Raw genomic sequence first — 16275 nt, 5'->3', positions numbered from 1 at the left:
TATTAAAAGCCAGCCCTTGGAGAAATTCCAGCAAAACCGTGTAGCCGTTTTGCTTCGGGATTGCGTGAACAATGCTTGACGGGTTTGGGGCTCTACGGGTTCCAGCGCAGAAAATTGGCGATCAGGGCCAGGCCGAGCTTCTGGCTCTTTTCCGGGTGGAACTGCGCCCCGACCATGTTGTCGCGCCCGACGAAAGCAGTCATCGGACCGCCATAGTCGGCCGTCGCAATAACATCCTCGGCGTTTTCGGCGGCAAGATGGTAGGAATGCACGAAATAGGCGTGCAGTCCCTGCGACCCCGTCGGAATTCCTTCGAAGAGCGGATGTTCGCGCTTCAGGTCGAGCGTGTTCCAGCCGATCTGCGGGATCTTGAGTGCCGGATCATCCGGCGTCATCTCGACGACGTTACCGGGAATCCAGCCGAAACCCTGCGTCACGGTCTTCTCGAGGCCGCGCGAGGACATGAGCTGCATGCCGACGCAGATGCCGAGGAACGGCCGCGCCTTCTTCTCGACAGCCTCGATCAGCACCTCGGCCATATCAGGCACGGCATCGAGGCCGCGCCGGCAATCGGCATAGGCGCCGACACCGGGAAGCACGATACGATCGGCCGCGGCAACATCCTCCGCCCTGTCGGTGAGATCGATATGGGCATCGATGCCAGCTTCGTGGGCGGCACGCTCGAAAGCCTTGGTCGCCGAGCGCAGGTTGCCGGAGCCATAGTCGATAATCGCGACGCGCATCGTCAGCGTCCTCCATCAAAACCAAAGAGACCAAGCGACGTTGCATCGCCGTGCGGGCTGTTCGGACGGGCCTTGTTCTGCCAGTCCGGTGCCGCGGCGTCGTCACTAGCTGCGATGGCCGCCCTGTCCGAAAAATAGACCTGCTCAGCAATGCCGATCGTATCGGCCGCAATGAATGCGTCTTCGTTCCAGCCCTTGGCAGCAAGGTTGCGGACCCGGAAATTCTGGCCCTCGAGACCGACCAGCATATTCACGCCCAACAGGATTGCCGCTCCCGCCGGCCCGAGGCCCGGTTCGTCCATCAGCGCACCACCAATCCCCTGCAGCAGAAAGGCCGCGGCCGCATGCAGCCAAAGCCGATGCGCCAGCAGCCAAACCCATGGAAACAGGAAGCCGAGCAGCGTGAAGCCGTCACGGATGGTTCGCGTCTCATCGGCCGTGGCGCTCGTGTTACCGGGCGGTGTCAGGAAGATATAGCTGGATGTCACTGCCGCTGCTCCCTTGAAGGGCTCAGACAAGCGTGCCCTTGGTCGAGGGAACACGGCCCGCCTGTCTCGGATCGATCTCTGTTGCCGTGCGCAATGCACGGGCAACGGCCTTGAAGCATGTCTCGGCAATATGGTGATTGTTGGCACCATAATGGTTGAGAATATGCAAGGTGATGCCGGCATTCTGGGCGAGCGCATGGAAGAATTCGCGCACGAGCTCGGTGTCGAAAGTGCCGATCTTCGGCGCGCTGAAGGCAACATTCCAGACGAGGAACGGCCGGCCGGAAAGATCGACCGCAGCCTTGGTCATCGTCTCGTCCATGGCGAGATCGATCGAGGCGTAGCGGGTGATCCCGCGCCGGTCGCCGAGCGCCTTGGAGATCGCCTGGCCGATGGCGATGCCGGTATCTTCGACCGTATGATGGTCGTCGATATGCAGGTCGCCCTTGGCATCGATCTCCATGTCGATGAGGGAGTGTCGCGAAAGCTGGTCGAGCATGTGGTCGAAGAAGCCGACGCCCGTCGAGATCGTCGATTTGCCGGTGCCGTCGAGATTGACGGAAACGGAAATCGAGGTTTCGTTGGTCTTGCGGGAAACGCTGCCGGTGCGGCTCGCTGCGGTCTCGGCCATATGGCCCTCCATCGGGAATAAGGCCGTTCCTTATCAGGCGCATCGGGAAATATCCAGAAGCCGGGCAAGAGAAAAGCCGGCCCATTTGCAATCGGCGCCAGTCCACTTACATAGGGCTCAACAGGGCCGGCATGCGGCCCGGCAGACAGGTGTTTTATGACAACAATCATTACAGTTCGAAAAGGCGGCAAGGTGGTGATGGCAGGCGATGGCCAGGTGAGCCTCGGCCAGACCGTCATGAAGGGCAATGCCCGCAAGGTGCGCCGCATCGGTAAGGGCGAAGTCGTTGCCGGTTTCGCCGGCGCGACTGCCGATGCCTTTACCCTGCTCGAAAGGCTTGAAAAGAAGCTTGAGCAATATCCCGGTCAGCTGATGCGCGCCGCCGTCGAACTCGCCAAGGACTGGCGCACCGACAAATACCTGCGCAATCTCGAAGCCATGATGCTCGTCGCCGACAAGTCGATCACGCTGGCGATCACCGGCAATGGCGACGTTCTGGAACCGGAGCATGGCACGACGGCGATCGGTTCCGGCGGCAATTTTGCCCTCGCCGCCGCCCTCGCACTCATGGATACCGACAAATCGGCCGAAGAGATTGCTCGCCGCGCCCTCGATATCGCCGCCGACATCTGCGTCTACACGAACCACAACGTCGTGGTGGAATCGCTGGATGCCGAAGGCTGAACCCTATGCCTTCCGGCCACTTGCCGCGACTGACCTGCCGCTCCTCGCCGAATGGCTGGAAAGCCGGCATGTCAGGCGTTGGTGGAGCGAACCGGCCAAGGCGCTGGCTTCGATGGAAAAGCATATCGATTCGGCCTCCGTCTCGTGCTTCATCGTCACGCTGAATGGAAGGGACTTCGCCTTTATCCAGGCGGCCGATCTCGACGACGTGGACGATGAAGCGCTCGCCGGTCAGCCGAAGGGCACCTACGGCATCGACCAGTTCATCGGCATCGAGGAACTCGCGGGCAAGGGTCATGGACCGGCCTTTATGGTAGGGTTCTGCGATATGCTCTTTGCAAAGGGCGCGCAGCGGATCCTCGTCGATCCGCATCCTGACAATGCATTCGCAATCAGAGCCTATACCAAGGCGGGCTTTCAAGGACTTGGCGAAACAACGACTAATTACGGCCGGGCGCTGTTGATGGCCCTGGACCGCCAGGAGAATGATACGCAATGACCACTTTTTCCCCCCGCGAGATCGTTTCCGAGCTCGATCGCTACATCATCGGCCAGCATGACGCCAAGCGCGCCGTTGCGATTGCGCTGCGCAACCGCTGGCGCCGCCAGCAGCTCGATCCGAGCCTGCGAGACGAAGTCATGCCGAAGAACATCCTGATGATCGGCCCGACCGGTGTCGGCAAGACGGAAATCTCCCGCCGTCTGGCAAAACTCGCCGGTGCGCCCTTCATCAAGGTGGAAGCCACCAAGTTCACCGAAGTCGGCTATGTCGGCCGCGATGTCGAGCAGATCATCCGCGACCTCGTCGAGGTCGGCATCGGCCTGGTGCGCGAGAAGAAGCGGGCCGAGGTGCAGGCCAAGGCGCATGTGAGCGCCGAGGAGCGTGTTCTCGATGCGCTGGTCGGCACGACCGCATCACCCGCCACACGCGAAAACTTTCGCAAGAAGCTCCGGGACGGCGAACTCGACGACAAGGAAATCGATATCGAGGTGGCCGATGCCGGTTCCGGCATGGGAGGTTTCGAAATTCCCGGCATGCCGGGCGCCAATATCGGCGTGCTGAACCTGTCGGAAATGTTCGGCAAGGCGATGGGCGGCCGCACCAAAAAGGTCCGCACGACAGTCAAGGCCTCGTATAGTGACCTGATCCGCGACGAATCCGACAAGCTGATCGACAACGAAGTGATCCAGCGTGAAGCCGTTCGCTCCACTGAGAATGACGGTATCGTCTTCCTTGACGAAATCGACAAGATTGCCGCCCGAGACGGCGGCATGGGCGCCGGCGTTTCGCGCGAAGGCGTGCAGCGCGACCTCTTGCCGCTCGTTGAAGGCACAACGGTCTCGACCAAATACGGGCCGGTCAAGACCGACCATATCCTCTTCATCGCCTCCGGCGCCTTCCATGTCTCCAAGCCTTCGGATCTTCTGCCGGAATTGCAGGGCCGCCTGCCGATCCGTGTCGAATTGCGTCCGCTGAACAAGGATGATTTCCGCCGGATCCTGACCGAGACGGAAGCAAGCCTCATCCGCCAGTACCGCGCGCTGATGGAGACGGAAAGCCTGAGCCTCGAATTCACCGACGACGCGATCGACGCGCTTGCCGATGTCGCCGTGCATCTGAATTCCTCCGTCGAAAATATCGGCGCACGCCGTCTGCAGACGGTGATGGAGCGGGTCCTCGACGATATTTCCTACAACGCGCCGGATCGGGGCGGGACGGCGGTGACGATCGATGCCGCCTATGTGCGCGAACATGTCGGCGATCTCGCACAGAATACCGATCTCTCGCGCTTCATTCTGTGATATCGGCGCACCGGTCCTTGTCTTTACCGATGTGACGACCGGTTGTGACGAAAACAACTCTCGACAGCGGGCCTTTTACTTTCTAGTGAAGGCCCGTTTTGTTTTCCGCTCCGGCTTTATTCGGCCAAGATTCTGGTCCAGTCAGCCGCATCACAAAACAGGACGATGGAACGGACGGGATAACGGATCGTGCGACGCCTTTTGACAAGCCTTATGATTGCCGTTGCCCTGGTGAATTCGGCGCCTGCCTTCGCAATGCAGATGGTGCCGGCCGGCAATCGTCATGCCGAGCAGCCCGATATTCCGGGTGCTTCCATCCGGCGCACCAAGGGCACCAAGAGCAGCTTCGATCTGAAATACGAAAAGGTTCATGAGCTTCTGGCGACCGATCGCGAGCTGATGAGCAAGATCCGCAAGATTTCCAGCGCTTACGGCATCAACCCCATCCATGTCGTCGGCGCGATCGTCGGCGAACATACCTATAATGTCGACGCCTACGACCGGCTGCAGGCCTATTATGTCAAGGCTGCCTCCTACGCCGGAGAAAGCTTCCGCTTCTCCTATGATGGCGAAAGCGTCGACGAATTCGTGGCGCGGCCGCAATTTTCCGAATGCAAGGGCAAGAGCGATTCCTACACGCTCTGGTCCTGCCGCGAAGATGTCTGGGAAACCGATTTCCGCGGCAAGACAGTGGGTGGTACGAGCTTTCCCAACAACCGTTTCAGCGCGGTCTTCTTCCAGCCCTTCTATGCCGGCCAGACCTTCGGCCTCGGTCAGGTCAATCCGCTGACGGCGCTGATGCTCTCCGATCTCGTGACCCGCGTGTCCGGCTATCCGAAGCTGAACGAGAAGAATGCCGGCGCCGTCTACAGGGCCATCATGGATCCCGATATCTCGCTCGCCTTCGTCGCGGCCTCGATCCGCAGGTCGATCGACGATTATAAGGAGATCGCCGGCATGGATATCTCGGGCAATCCCGGCCTGACGGCGACGCTCTATAATGTCGGCAATTCGCGCCAGCGCGCCGCAGCTCTTGCTGCGAAGAACCGCGGCGCCGGTGCGACGTTCTGGCCGGAAGAGAATTATTACGGCTGGCTGATCAACGACAAGCTGGACGAACTCAAGGGCCTGCTCTAGCTTCAAGCTTGCCGGGAAGGCCTAGATCTTCCCCGAAAGGCTTTTACGATGGACATGCGTCCGGACCCCTTCGTCCCGCCAGCACCGCTGCCGCGGTCCGTTCCGCCGAGCCGGCTGGAAATCATTCGCATCATCCTGCGCAATCCGCTCGAACTCTGGGGCGAGCCGTCCTACACGCTGCCCTGGATCCGCACCAATTTCTTCGGCCAAAGGACGCTGATCGTCAACGATCCCGGCTTGATCAAGCATGTGCTGGTCGACAATGCCAATAATTACCGCATGTCGGATGTGCGCCAGCTCGTCCTGCGTCCGATCCTCCGCGACGGCCTTCTGACCGCCGAAGGTCCTGTCTGGAAAAGATCGCGCAAGGCGGTGGCGCCTATTTTCACACCCCGCCATGCCCAAGGCTTTGCCGGGCAGATGCTGCGCCAGTCCGAAGATTATGCCCGTAAATATGAGGGCGCAGGCGAGGCAGGCGCAATTTTCGATATCAGCACCGATATGACCGAGCTGACCTTCGCGATTCTGGCTGACACATTATTTTCCGGCGAAATCGTCACATCGAGCGGCCATTTCGCCGACGACGTCAATGAACTCCTGCATCGCATGGGCCGGGTCGATCCGATGGACCTGATGCGCGCTCCGTCCTGGGTTCCACGTGTGACACGCATCGGCGGGCAGAAGGTGCTGGAGAAATTCCGCGCCATCGTGCGCAACACGATGGATATGCGGCTGGCAAAGATGAAGGCAGACCGCAGTAGCGCGCCGCAAGATTTCCTGACCCTGCTCCTGGAGCAGGCCGGCCCCGACGGGCTGACCAAAGAAGAGATCGAAGACAATATTCTGACCTTCATCGGCGCGGGGCATGAAACCACAGCCCGGGCATTGGCCTGGACGCTGTATTGCGTATCAAACAGCCCGCATATCCGCGAGGCGATGGAAGAAGAAATCGACGCGGTGCTCGCCACCGGGGCCAAACCTGTGGAGTGGCTGGATATGATGCCGCAGACGCGCGCCGCCTTCGAGGAGGCCTTGCGCCTTTATCCGCCGGCGCCATCGATCAATCGCGCCGCCATATCAGATGATTCCTGGACAAGCCCCAAGGGCGAGCGGGTCGTAATCGAGGCCGGCGTCACGGTGCTGATCATGCCCTGGACGCTGCATCGCCACGAACTTCACTGGGACAGGCCGCGCGCCTATATGCCCGAACGCTTCCTGCCGGAAAATCGCGGCTCTATCGGCCGCTTTCAGTTCCTGCCTTTCGGCGCTGGCCCGCGTGTCTGCATCGGCGCAACCTTTGCGCTTCAGGAGGCGGTGATCGCCCTTGCTGTCCTGATGCATCGTTATCGCTTCGATTCCACCGATCAGACCAATCCCTGGCCGGTGCAGAAACTGACGACGCAGCCGCAGAACGGACTGCCGATGCGGGTGACGCCACGCATAATTTCCACGAAGGCATAAATCTTTCGAATTATTGCAGAATTGACTGTGAATGAAAGCCGGGCAAAGTGGCAGCATTCAAAAGTCGTTGCCAGGGAGAATGTCGCATGAGCCGCGTTGATAAGAACGGTCTTGCCATCGAAGCCGTCCTTCATGATTTCCTCGTCAAGGAGGTGCTGCCGGGTCTGGCGGTCGATGCTGACAAGTTCTTTGCCGATTTTTCGGCGATCATTCACGATCTCGCCCCGAAAAATCGTGCGCTGCTGGCAAAACGCGACGAGCTGCAGGTAAAGATCGACGACTGGTACCGCCGGCACGGCGCGCCGGCCGATATGGACGAATACCAGGCCTTCCTCCGCGAAATCGGCTATCTCCTGCCTGAGGGATCCGACTTCCAGGTTTCGACCGACAATGTCGATCCGGAGATCGCCTCGACCGCCGGCCCGCAACTCGTCGTTCCCGTCATGAACGCCCGTTACGCCCTGAACGCCGCCAATGCCCGCTGGGGCTCGCTCTACGATGCGCTCTACGGCACGGACGCCATTCCGGAGAGCGATGGCGCAGAGAAGGGTAAGGGTTACAATCCGAAGCGCGGCGAGAAGGTCATCAGCTGGGTGCGCGATTTCCTCGATACATCAGCGCCGCTGCAGGACTGCCGCTGGAGGGACGTCGGAAGCTTCGCCGTCAAGGATGGAACGCTGGTCGTCAGATCGATCGATGGCGAGCAGGCCATGCTGACGGACGGCAAGCATTTTGCCGGCTATCGCGGAGATGCCGCCGCTCCGACGCATATTCTCCTGAAGAACAACGGCATTCACATAGAAATCGTCATCGATGCGGCGACGACGATCGGAAAAGCCGATCCGGCTGATATTTCCGATGTCTGGCTGGAATCGGCAATTACGACGATCATGGACTGCGAGGATTCGATTGCCGCTGTCGATGCCGAGGACAAGGTCGTCGTCTATCGCAACTGGCTCGGTCTGATGAAGGGCGATCTGCAGGAAGAGGTGGCAAAGGGCGGAACGAGCTTCATCCGCACGCTCAACCCGGATCTGCAATATTCTGGCCCGGATGGTGTCTCCTTCGAGGTGCATCGCCGCTCGCTGATGCTGGTGCGCAATGTCGGCCACCTCATGACCAACCCGGCGATCCTCGACCGCGACGGCAACGAAGTGCCTGAAGGCATCATGGATGCTGTGATCACCGGCCTGATCGCGCTTTACGATATAGGTCCGGCCGGCCGGCGGAAGAATTCCCGCACCGGCTCCATGTATGTGGTCAAGCCGAAGATGCATGGGCCCGAAGAGGTCGCCTTCGCCGTCGAGATCTTCTCGCGGGTCGAAGATGCGCTTGGCCTACCGCGCAACACTATCAAGATGGGCATCATGGATGAGGAGCGCCGCACGACCGTCAACCTCAAGGAATGCATCCGTGCCGCCCGCGAGCGCGTCGTCTTCATCAATACCGGCTTCCTCGATCGCACCGGCGACGAGATCCACACCTCGATGGAAGCCGGCCCGATGATTCGCAAGGGCGACATGCGCCAGGCGGCCTGGATTTCCGCCTATGAGAACTGGAACGTCGACATCGGCCTCGAATGCGGCCTGTCCGGCCACGCCCAGATCGGCAAGGGCATGTGGGCGATGCCGGATCTGATGGCGGCAATGCTCGAACAGAAAATCGCCCATCCGAAAGCCGGCGCCAACACCGCGTGGGTGCCGTCGCCGACGGCCGCGACCCTGCATGCCACCCATTATCACCGGGTCAATGTCGCTCGTGTTCAGCAGGGGCTGAAGGATCGCGCCCGCGCCAAGCTCTCCGACATTCTCTCCGTGCCGGTCGCGGTGCGGCCGAACTGGACGCCGGAGGAAATTCAGCGCGAGCTCGACAACAATGCCCAGGGCATCCTCGGCTACGTCGTGCGCTGGGTCGATCAGGGGGTCGGTTGCTCGAAGGTGCCCGACATCAACAATGTCGGCCTGATGGAAGATCGCGCGACGCTGCGCATTTCGGCCCAGCACATGGCGAACTGGCTGCATCACAAGGTCGTCAGCGAAGCTCAGATCGTCGAGACGATGAAGCGCATGGCCGCCGTCGTCGACCGGCAGAATGCGTCGGACCCCGCCTATCAGCCGATGGCCGGCAATTTCGCCGATTCGATCGCCTTTCAGGCTGCCCTCGATCTCGTCCTCAAGGGCAGAGAACAGCCGAACGGCTACACCGAGCCGGTGCTTCACCGCCGCCGCCTCGAGCTCAAGGCGAAGCAGACTGCCTGACGGAGAATACGAAAAGGCCGCCGGAACGATAGTTCGGCGGCCTTTTTTATACCGAATTCGATAATTAGCTTACTGAATGACGACGACTTTGGACGTGCCCTTGCCCGGGCGGACGCGGCTGTAGAGATCGATGACGTCCTGGTTCATCAGGCGAATGCAGCCCGAGGAAGCGGCGGTGCCGATGGAGGCCCATTCCGGCGTGCCGTGGAGGCGGAAGAGCGTGTCCTTGCCGTCCTCGTTGAAGAGATACATGGCGCGCGCGCCGAGCGGATTGCTGAGACCCGGACCCATGCCGTCCTCGACGTATTTGGCGAGATCGGGCCGGCGGACGGCCATTTCCTTCGGCGGGTGCCAGTTCGGCCATTCCTGCTTCCAGGCGACGTAGGCGGTGCCGGCCCATGCGAAGCCCTGCTTGCCGACGCCGATGCCGTAGCGCATCGCCTTGCCGTTGGCCAGGATGTAATAGAGGAAACGCTCGCGCGTGTTGACGATGATCGTTCCGGGACGCTCTGTGGTCTGGTAGCTGACGACCTGGCGGCGGAATTGCGGCTTGACCCTGTCGATAGGGATCGCTGGTAGGGAGTATCCGGCATCCTTCGTCAGGCCGTAGGCGTCATTGAAGATCTGTGCCGTCTGAACCGTCGGGCCTGCGCCCTTGTCGTCGACGGATGCGCTGTCTGAGGTCGTGGAGCAACCGGCCAGAGCGAATGTCGCCAGCAGGCCAAAGACAGGGAATGCATTGCGGATGCGCATGGATGACTCTTGAAGTTTTGGGGCAAGGAGAACGGTCTTTCGACCATCGTTGATTATGGTTTATTTTCGATTAACTTGCGCTTTGCAAGACTACTGCAGCGCGACAAATCCGTCTGCCGCGCAAATTAGAAGCGCATGGTTTTTTTGCAACAACACGCCAGCCCCCGCGGTGGTTATCCATGACGATTTTGAGTGTTTACAATAACAATCCGTTAATCGATGGCCGGCAATCGGACAGGGCCATGATGGTGCGGCGCGGAACGCAGATATTGCTGCATGAAATGCGCCACGCCGTGCTGCCCGAACTGCCGCTGGCCAGCGGCCGCCGCGCCGATCTGATCACGCTTTCTGAAAAGGGCGAGGTCTGGATCATCGAAATCAAGACCTCGATCGAAGATTTCAGGGTGGATCGCAAATGGCCGGAATACAGGCTGCATTGCGACCGGCTGTTCTTCGCGACTCACCAGGATGTGCCGTTGGAGATCTTTCCCGAGGAATGCGGACTGTTCCTGTCGGATGGTTACGGCGCCCATATGATTCGCGAGGCGCCGGAACACCGCATGGCGCCGGCCACGCGCAAATCCGTCACGCTCAACTTCTCGCGTGCCGCCGCGCAAAGGCTGATGATGGCCGAATGGGCGAACGGAAAACCGTTCACCGTGGATGATGTTTAATGGGCGCGACGTGCGCGTTTATTTCGGCGCGCGTTTGGCAAGGATACGCTGCAGCGTCCGCCGGTGCATGTTGAGCCGGCGCGCCGTTTCGGAAACATTGCGCTCGCACATTTCATAGACCCGCTGGATGTGCTCCCAGCGCACCCGGTCGGCCGACATTGGATTTTCGGGAAGCTCGGCCTTTTCACCCGGCCGCTGCGTCAGCGCCGAAAACACGTCGTCGGCATCCGCAGGCTTTGCAAGATAATCGACGGCGCCGAGTTTCACGGCCGTGACCGCCGTTGCGATATTGCCATAGCCGGTCAGCACGATGATCCTGGTGTCGTCGCGCCGCTGGCGGATCGCCTCGATGACGTCGAGCCCATTGCCGTCGCCGAGCCGAAGGTCGACCACCGCATATTTTGGCGGCCGGCCTTTCGATTTCGCAACGCCCTCCGCCACTGATTCGGCCGTCTCCACCTGGAAGCCGCGTGTCTCCATCGCCCGTGCCAGGCGGCGCAGAAACGGCCCGTCGTCATCGACGATCAGCAGGCTGGCGTCGGGACCGATATGGTCCTCATCCGACGCGGCGAAATTGTCATGATTCTGTTCTGTCATCGTCCCGGTCCCGACGGTTGAACGCCCGATCTGCGTCAACCGCTTATATCCTGTTTATGCCGACCAAGTCATTTTGTCGAATTTGCGTCGATCAGCATGCGCGGCCATTCGATCCGGATACGCGCGCCCGCACTTTCCGGATCGCGGTTCTCGAAAATCAGCGATGCGCCGGAGCGCTCCAGCAGCGTCTTGGCGATGAAAAGCCCGAGCCCGAGGCCACCCGCCGTATCCTCTTTCTGCCGCTTCGTCACATAGGGTTCGCCGATCCGCGTCAGAATATCGGGCGCATAACCGTTGCCGTCGTCCTCGATAACGATCAGCACTTTGTCGTGATCGTGCTCGACGGTAACGATCACTTTCTCTCGCGCATAATCGACGGCATTTTCGATCAGATTGCCGAGCCCATACATGATGCCGGCATTGCGGTCGGTGACCGGCTCGCCCTTGCGCGGGCTCTTTTCGATAAGCTCCAATCTGATGCCGAATTCCCGGTGCGGCGCGACGATCTCCTCGATCATCGAGGAAAGCGGCAGCCGGCGCATATGCGCCTCGCCTTCGGAGGAAAGCGTCGTCAGCCGCCGCAGGATGTCGCGGCAGCGTTCGCTCTGGCTGCGTAGCAGCATCACGTCCTCGCGGAAACGATCGTCATCCTTAAGCTCCCGCTCCATTTCCTTGGCAACGACGCTGATCGTCGCAAGCGGCGTGCCGAGTTCATGGGCGGCCGCGGCGGCCAGACCGTCGAGCTGCGACAGGTGCTTTTCCCGCTGCAGCACCAGTTCGGTCGCAGCCAGTGCATCGGCAAGCTGGCTTGCTTCCATCGAGACCCGATAGGCATAGAAAGCGGCGAATGCCATGGTCGAGGCGATCGAGCACCAGACACCGAACTGCATGACGGTGTGCACGTTGATCTCGGCCCCGTCGAACCAGGGCAGTGGAAAGGGCGAAAAGGCAAGCACCGTGATGCAGACCATCGCAACGCCGATCAGCGCGGTGCTATAGCGGATCGGCTGCGAGGCAAAGGAGATGATGACCGGCACGCAGACGAGCGCTGCGAAGGGGTTGGCAAGGCCGCCGGTGATGAAGAGCAGCGCGCAGAGCTGCAAAAGGTCGAAGCCGAGCAGCGCAAAGGCGGCAGGCGGTTCCAGCCGATGCGTCGGCGGATAACGGATCGTCAGGTAGAAATTCACCCAGGCAAGGGCGGCGATCAGCGAAGAACTGGCAATCAGCGGCAGGGGAAATTTCAGCCAGAAGGCAACGATGAAAACCGTCAGCGCCTGTCCGCCGACGGCAAGCCAGCGCAGCCGCACCAGTGTCTGCAGGCGCAGCCTGCGGCTGTTGTGCCGGTCTTCCAGCGTATAGCCTTCCGTCTTGTCGATCATGTCAGGCTTGTCGATCATGCCGGGGGCTCCTTGAATGGCCCTCATGTACCACGCGGTTTTGCCCGTGTCGTCGGCAACGCATCCTCCGGCCGTTCCGGCCAAGGATGCCGGGGATAGCGCCCGCGCATATCGGCACGCACATCCTTCCAGGAGCCCGCCCAGAAGCCCGGCAGGTCGCGTGTCGTCTGGATCGGCCGGTGCGCCGGCGAGGTGAGCTCGAGCAGCAGCGGCAGGCGGCCACCGGCAATGGCCGGATGCTGCTTCAGTCCAAACAGCTCCTGCACGCGGATCGTCAGAACCGGCTCCTCGCCCTCATATTGGATCGGATGCCTTTGGCCGGTCGGCGCTTCGAAGTGGGTCGGCGCAAGCCGGCTAAGGTCGCGCTGCAATTCGTGCGGCACCAGCGACATCAGTCCGTTCGAAAGCCCGGCTGCGGAAATCTCCGAAAGGCCGCGGGCCTCCGTCTGGAAGGGTGCGAACCAGTCGTCGAGCCGGGAAAGCAGGGCATCATCGCTGACATCGGGCCAAGGCTCGCCGATCGTCCTGTGGAGAAAGCCGATCCGCTCGCGAAGCTGAATGGCCTCCTTCGAGAAGGCAAGCTGATCGAGCCCCAGCTCGCGTACCCCTTCCACCAGTGCCTGGGTGACCGCTGCCCCGGAAGGGCGCGGCAAGGGTGTCTCTTCGAAGACGATCGCGCCGAGCCGGGTTGCCCGCCGCGCCCGGATTTGCCGGCTTTGCCGGTCGAAGAATATCTGGTCGCCGGTTTTGATCTCACCGGGCAGTTCGGCTTCGATATCGCCGCGTGTCACCTCGGCTGCCGCCAGAACCCGCGCCTGCGCCGCCCGTCCGGTCAGGTCGGCAATCACCAGCATCTGGCTGCCGGCCAGCCTCTCGGTTTCCGGCAACTCTGCTCCGCGCCCGTTCGCCATCACGAATCGGCCGCGCCCGCCGCGCTGAAGTGCGATTCGATCCGGGAACGCATGCAGCAGCAATTGGCCTGCAAGCGCCGGCGCCGCTGAGGCACCCCTGTCGAGCCCGCTCGCCAACCGTCCCGCCAGTCGCCGCGAGGCCTCTGCTCTCTCGCCCCGCTCGGCCTTGAAGCGTCGCAGCCGTTCCTCAATATCGACACTCGTTCCGCCAAGCCCCTGTTCGGTGAGAAGCACGGCGATCATCGCCGCATCCCGGGCCTGCCCCGCTTCTCCCGCCGAGACGACCATGGCGGCAAGCCGCGGCGGCAAAGCCAGATCGCGCATCATCTTGCCGCGCGCTGTCAACGCTCCGTCCTTGTCGAGGGCGCCGAGCTGGCCAAGCAGCACCCGCGCTTCCCTCAGCGTCGTTTCCGGCGGCTGATCGACGAAGACAAGGGATGCCGGATCTTGAACGCCCCAATGTGCGAGGTCGAGCACCAGCCCCGAGAGATCGCTGGAAAGGATCTGCGGCGGGGTGAAGGCCGGCAGTGCCGCCGTCTGTCCCTGGTGCCACAGCCTGACGGCGATGCCCGGTTCCGTTCGTCCGGCACGGCCGGCCCGCTGATCGGCGGAAGCCCGCGACACGCGCACCGTCTCCAGCCGCGTGATCCCGGTCGACGCCTCGAAGACCGGCAGGCGCTGCAGCCCGCTGTCGATCACGATCCTGACACCGTCGATGGTGATCGATGTTTCGGCGATCGATGTCGCAAGCACGATCTTGCGCGTCCCTTGGGATGCCGGTCGGATCGCCGCATCCTGCTCCTTCTGGCTGAGATTGCCGTAAAGGGGCGCAATCAGCGTTTCGGCTCGGAATCGCCCTGCCAAGCGTTCGACGGTCCGGGTGATTTCCGCCTGGCCGGGCAGGAAGGCGAGGATCGAGCCGGCCTCGTTGGCATGGGCATCGAGTATCGCCCGCGTCACCGCATCCTCGATGCGTTCGCCGCCCGGCCGATCCTGGTAACGCATATCGATCGGAAAGCTGCGCCCCAGGCTTTCGATAACAGGTGGATGGTCGAGCAGGGCGGCCACGCGTTCGACGTCGAGGGTGGCCGACATGACGAGGATGCGCAGATCCTCGCGCAGCGCCGACTGGACGTCGAGCGCCAGAGCGAGTCCGAAGTCTGCGTCCAACGAACGCTCGTGGAACTCGTCGAAGATCACGACCGAGACGCCGTCCAGTTCCGGATCGTCGAGGATCATCCGGGCAAAAACCCCTTCGGTTACAACCTCGATCCGTGTCGCTGCCGATACCCTGTTGTCGAGGCGCATGCGGTAGCCGACTGTCTCGCCGACCTGTTCGCCGATCAGCGATGCCATCCGGCTTGCCGCTGCTCGCGCCGCCAGCCGCCGTGGCTCCAGCAGGATGATCTTGCCGTCGCCGCGCCAGGTCTTGTCGAGCAGGTAAAGCGGTACCAGCGTCGTCTTGCCGGCGCCGGGCGGGGCGGAAAGAATGGCGCGTTTTTGCTTTTCCAGCGCGGTAGCGACGGCCGGCAGGACATGTGAAACCGGGAGCTCCGGCAAGGATGCACTGATTGTCACTTTTGGCCCGTCACTGTCTCATAGGCAAGGATGGCGCCGGCGAGATCCTCCAACGCCGCACCCACCGACTTGAACAGCGTGATTTCTGCGTCATGGCTTCGTCCGCCATGGGCGCCGCTGACGAGTTCCGCAAGCTCAGCCCTGATGTCGCCTTCCTTCAGCACGCCGCTTTTCAGCGGCTGGACGATGTCGCCTGCCTCGGCGATGGCGCCGGCCCGGGTGTCGACATAAACGGAGGCACGGCGGATGGCCTCGTCGTCGCTTTCGCGCATGCTCGGCTTGAAAGCGCCGACGAGATCGAGATGCGCGCCGGGCTTCAGCCATTCGCCTGATATCAGCGGCGTGCTGGAAAGCGTGGCGCAGGAAATGATATCGGCTGTCCGCGCTGCGGCTTCAGCATCCGCGACCGCCTCGGCATTCAGGCCGAGCGCTCGGGCTTCGGCTGCGATCTTTTCCGCCGCTTGCCCGTTACGGCCCCAGACCCGGTACCTCTTGATCGGCCGGGTCGTGCCATGGGCAAGCATCAGGTTGAGCGACAGCCGCCCGGTTCCGCAGACGAGCAGCTCTTCCGCGTCGGCACGGGCGAGATGTCGGGCCGCCAGCGCCGATGCTGCCGCCGTCCGCCGCGCTGTCAACTCGCCGCCGTCGATTGCGGCAAGCATTTCCCCGGTAGCGCCGGAGGAAAGAAGATAGGTTCCGAAGATCGCCGGCAGGCTCCGCCGCACATTGCCTGGAAAGACCGAGACAGTCTTCACCCCGGCATAGCGTCCAGGAACCCAGGCCGGCATCAGGAGCAGTGTGGCGCTCTCCTCACCCGGTACCTCCATCTCATGGTGATGGCGCACCGGCATCACGCATTCGCTGTGGAACATGCGGGCGATCGCATCGATCAGTTCCGGCCAGGGCAGGGCCGCGCGCGTTTGTTCTTCATCAAGGACAAGCATTCTTCACTCCGCCGCATCGTTCTTCATCGCCAAACTAGCGAGTGAGGCGCGGCATAGGCAAGCACCCTGGAATTCCGCGTCAGGCGCCCCATATAAGGCTCATCTCCCTCGCCGAAGCCTATCTTTCAGGATTCGGCAAAAACGAATCTCAAAAACCGTCCGATTGGGTGGTGGATTTGCTCGTTTTTGGAGGCAGGCGATAAAAGCCCTTCATTT

15 protein-coding genes are annotated in these 16275 nt (G+C 61.7%); 7 read left to right on the top strand and 8 right to left on the bottom strand.

Features of this window, described 5'->3' with window-relative positions:
* Positions 1–92 precede the first annotated feature (92 nt).
* The 3 genes from hisH to hisB are packed head-to-tail and all read right to left on the bottom strand — an operon-like array spanning position 93 to position 1862.
* Entirely contained in the window at positions 93–743 is a 651-nt protein-coding gene (hisH, locus tag RWJ89_RS17945) for an imidazole glycerol phosphate synthase subunit HisH (RefSeq protein WP_003544174.1), read from the bottom strand.
* 2 nt (positions 744–745) lie between these two features.
* A complete protein-coding gene (locus tag RWJ89_RS17940) occupies positions 746–1231 on the bottom strand; it encodes a DUF2628 domain-containing protein (protein ID WP_077978056.1) in 486 nt (161 codons plus the stop codon).
* A gap of 22 nt (positions 1232–1253) precedes the next feature.
* Positions 1254–1862, bottom strand: a complete 609-nt coding sequence (gene hisB / locus RWJ89_RS17935) for an imidazoleglycerol-phosphate dehydratase HisB (protein ID WP_003544176.1) — start codon at positions 1860–1862, stop codon at positions 1254–1256.
* Positions 1863–2018: 156 nt separating this feature from the next.
* On the opposite strand from hisB, the gene hslV reads away from it, so the two are divergent.
* The 6 genes from hslV to RWJ89_RS17905 all read left to right on the top strand — a co-directional run bounded on the left by hslV (position 2019) and on the right by RWJ89_RS17905 (position 9205).
* A complete protein-coding gene (hslV, locus tag RWJ89_RS17930; RefSeq protein WP_017962666.1) occupies positions 2019–2546 on the top strand; it encodes an ATP-dependent protease subunit HslV in 528 nt (175 codons plus the stop codon).
* Positions 2533–3045 (top strand): GNAT family N-acetyltransferase, encoded by a 513-nt coding sequence (locus RWJ89_RS17925; RefSeq protein WP_316028417.1) that lies wholly within the window; start codon positions 2533–2535, stop codon positions 3043–3045. The genes hslV and RWJ89_RS17925 overlap by 14 nt, the downstream gene beginning before the upstream one ends.
* A complete protein-coding gene (gene hslU / locus RWJ89_RS17920; protein ID WP_011649875.1) occupies positions 3042–4349 on the top strand; it encodes an ATP-dependent protease ATPase subunit HslU in 1308 nt (435 codons plus the stop codon). The genes RWJ89_RS17925 and hslU overlap by 4 nt, the downstream gene beginning before the upstream one ends.
* A gap of 189 nt (positions 4350–4538) precedes the next feature.
* Positions 4539–5486: a DUF1402 family protein gene (locus RWJ89_RS17915; RefSeq protein ID WP_316028418.1), complete on the top strand. Its 948-nt coding sequence runs from the start codon at positions 4539–4541 to the stop codon at positions 5484–5486.
* A gap of 48 nt (positions 5487–5534) precedes the next feature.
* Entirely contained in the window at positions 5535–6947 is a 1413-nt protein-coding gene (locus RWJ89_RS17910) for a cytochrome P450 (RefSeq protein ID WP_316031208.1), read from the top strand.
* Between the two features lie 86 nt (positions 6948–7033).
* Positions 7034–9205 (top strand): malate synthase G, encoded by a 2172-nt coding sequence (locus tag RWJ89_RS17905; protein WP_316031207.1) that lies wholly within the window; start codon positions 7034–7036, stop codon positions 9203–9205.
* Between the two features lie 69 nt (positions 9206–9274).
* On the opposite strand, the gene RWJ89_RS17900 is transcribed toward RWJ89_RS17905, so the two are convergent.
* Positions 9275–9958, bottom strand: coding sequence for a L,D-transpeptidase (locus tag RWJ89_RS17900; RefSeq protein ID WP_017962671.1), 684 nt, complete (start codon positions 9956–9958; stop codon positions 9275–9277).
* Positions 9959–10137: 179 nt separating this feature from the next.
* Here RWJ89_RS17900 and RWJ89_RS17895 point away from each other — a divergent pair, with 179 nt between their 5' ends.
* Positions 10138–10632, top strand: coding sequence for an MmcB family DNA repair protein (locus tag RWJ89_RS17895; RefSeq protein ID WP_012759589.1), 495 nt, complete (start codon positions 10138–10140; stop codon positions 10630–10632).
* 18 nt (positions 10633–10650) lie between these two features.
* On the opposite strand, the gene RWJ89_RS17890 is transcribed toward RWJ89_RS17895, so the two are convergent.
* The 4 genes from RWJ89_RS17890 to RWJ89_RS17875 all read right to left on the bottom strand — a co-directional run bounded on the left by RWJ89_RS17890 (position 10651) and on the right by RWJ89_RS17875 (position 16059).
* A complete protein-coding gene (locus RWJ89_RS17890) occupies positions 10651–11229 on the bottom strand; it encodes an ActR/PrrA/RegA family redox response regulator transcription factor (RefSeq protein ID WP_025396545.1) in 579 nt (192 codons plus the stop codon).
* Positions 11230–11297: 68 nt separating this feature from the next.
* A complete protein-coding gene (locus RWJ89_RS17885) occupies positions 11298–12626 on the bottom strand; it encodes an ActS/PrrB/RegB family redox-sensitive histidine kinase (RefSeq protein WP_276508031.1) in 1329 nt (442 codons plus the stop codon).
* A 23-nt stretch (positions 12627–12649) separates the two neighbouring features.
* On the bottom strand, positions 12650–15115 hold the full coding sequence (hrpB, locus tag RWJ89_RS17880) for an ATP-dependent helicase HrpB (RefSeq protein WP_316031206.1): 2466 nt from the start codon (positions 15113–15115) through the stop codon (positions 12650–12652).
* A complete protein-coding gene (locus RWJ89_RS17875) occupies positions 15112–16059 on the bottom strand; it encodes an ornithine cyclodeaminase family protein (RefSeq protein ID WP_131665060.1) in 948 nt (315 codons plus the stop codon). The genes hrpB and RWJ89_RS17875 overlap by 4 nt, the downstream gene beginning before the upstream one ends.
* Between the last annotated feature and the right edge of the window lie 216 nt (positions 16060–16275).

The organism is Rhizobium sp. 10PS4, from assembly GCF_032464805.1.
Classification (GTDB): domain Bacteria; phylum Pseudomonadota; class Alphaproteobacteria; order Rhizobiales; family Rhizobiaceae; genus Rhizobium; species Rhizobium laguerreae.
The sequence above is the reverse complement of the archived record's forward strand: the minus strand, read 5'-3'. Positions and strand labels throughout refer to the sequence as shown.

Bases quoted from the DNA above. Each gene is read 5' to 3' on its own strand.
- hisH (WP_003544174.1), bottom strand. From the start codon at position 743: ATGCGCGTCGCGATTATCGACTATGGCTCCGGCAACCTGCGCTCGGCG.
- hisB (WP_003544176.1), bottom strand. From the start codon at position 1,862: ATGGCCGAGACCGCAGCGAGCCGCACCGGCAGCGTTTCCCGCAAGACC.
- hslV (WP_017962666.1), top strand. From the start codon at position 2,019: ATGACAACAATCATTACAGTTCGAAAAGGCGGCAAGGTGGTGATGGCA.
- RWJ89_RS17925 (WP_316028417.1), top strand. From the start codon at position 2,533: ATGCCGAAGGCTGAACCCTATGCCTTCCGGCCACTTGCCGCGACTGAC.
- hslU (WP_011649875.1), top strand. From the start codon at position 3,042: ATGACCACTTTTTCCCCCCGCGAGATCGTTTCCGAGCTCGATCGCTAC.
- RWJ89_RS17910 (WP_316031208.1), top strand. From the start codon at position 5,535: ATGGACATGCGTCCGGACCCCTTCGTCCCGCCAGCACCGCTGCCGCGG.
- RWJ89_RS17905 (WP_316031207.1), top strand. From the start codon at position 7,034: ATGAGCCGCGTTGATAAGAACGGTCTTGCCATCGAAGCCGTCCTTCAT.
- RWJ89_RS17900 (WP_017962671.1), bottom strand. From the start codon at position 9,958: ATGCGCATCCGCAATGCATTCCCTGTCTTTGGCCTGCTGGCGACATTC.
- RWJ89_RS17895 (WP_012759589.1), top strand. From the start codon at position 10,138: ATGACGATTTTGAGTGTTTACAATAACAATCCGTTAATCGATGGCCGG.
- RWJ89_RS17890 (WP_025396545.1), bottom strand. From the start codon at position 11,229: ATGACAGAACAGAATCATGACAATTTCGCCGCGTCGGATGAGGACCAT.
- RWJ89_RS17885 (WP_276508031.1), bottom strand. From the start codon at position 12,626: ATGATCGACAAGCCTGACATGATCGACAAGACGGAAGGCTATACGCTG.
- RWJ89_RS17875 (WP_131665060.1), bottom strand. From the start codon at position 16,059: ATGCTTGTCCTTGATGAAGAACAAACGCGCGCGGCCCTGCCCTGGCCG.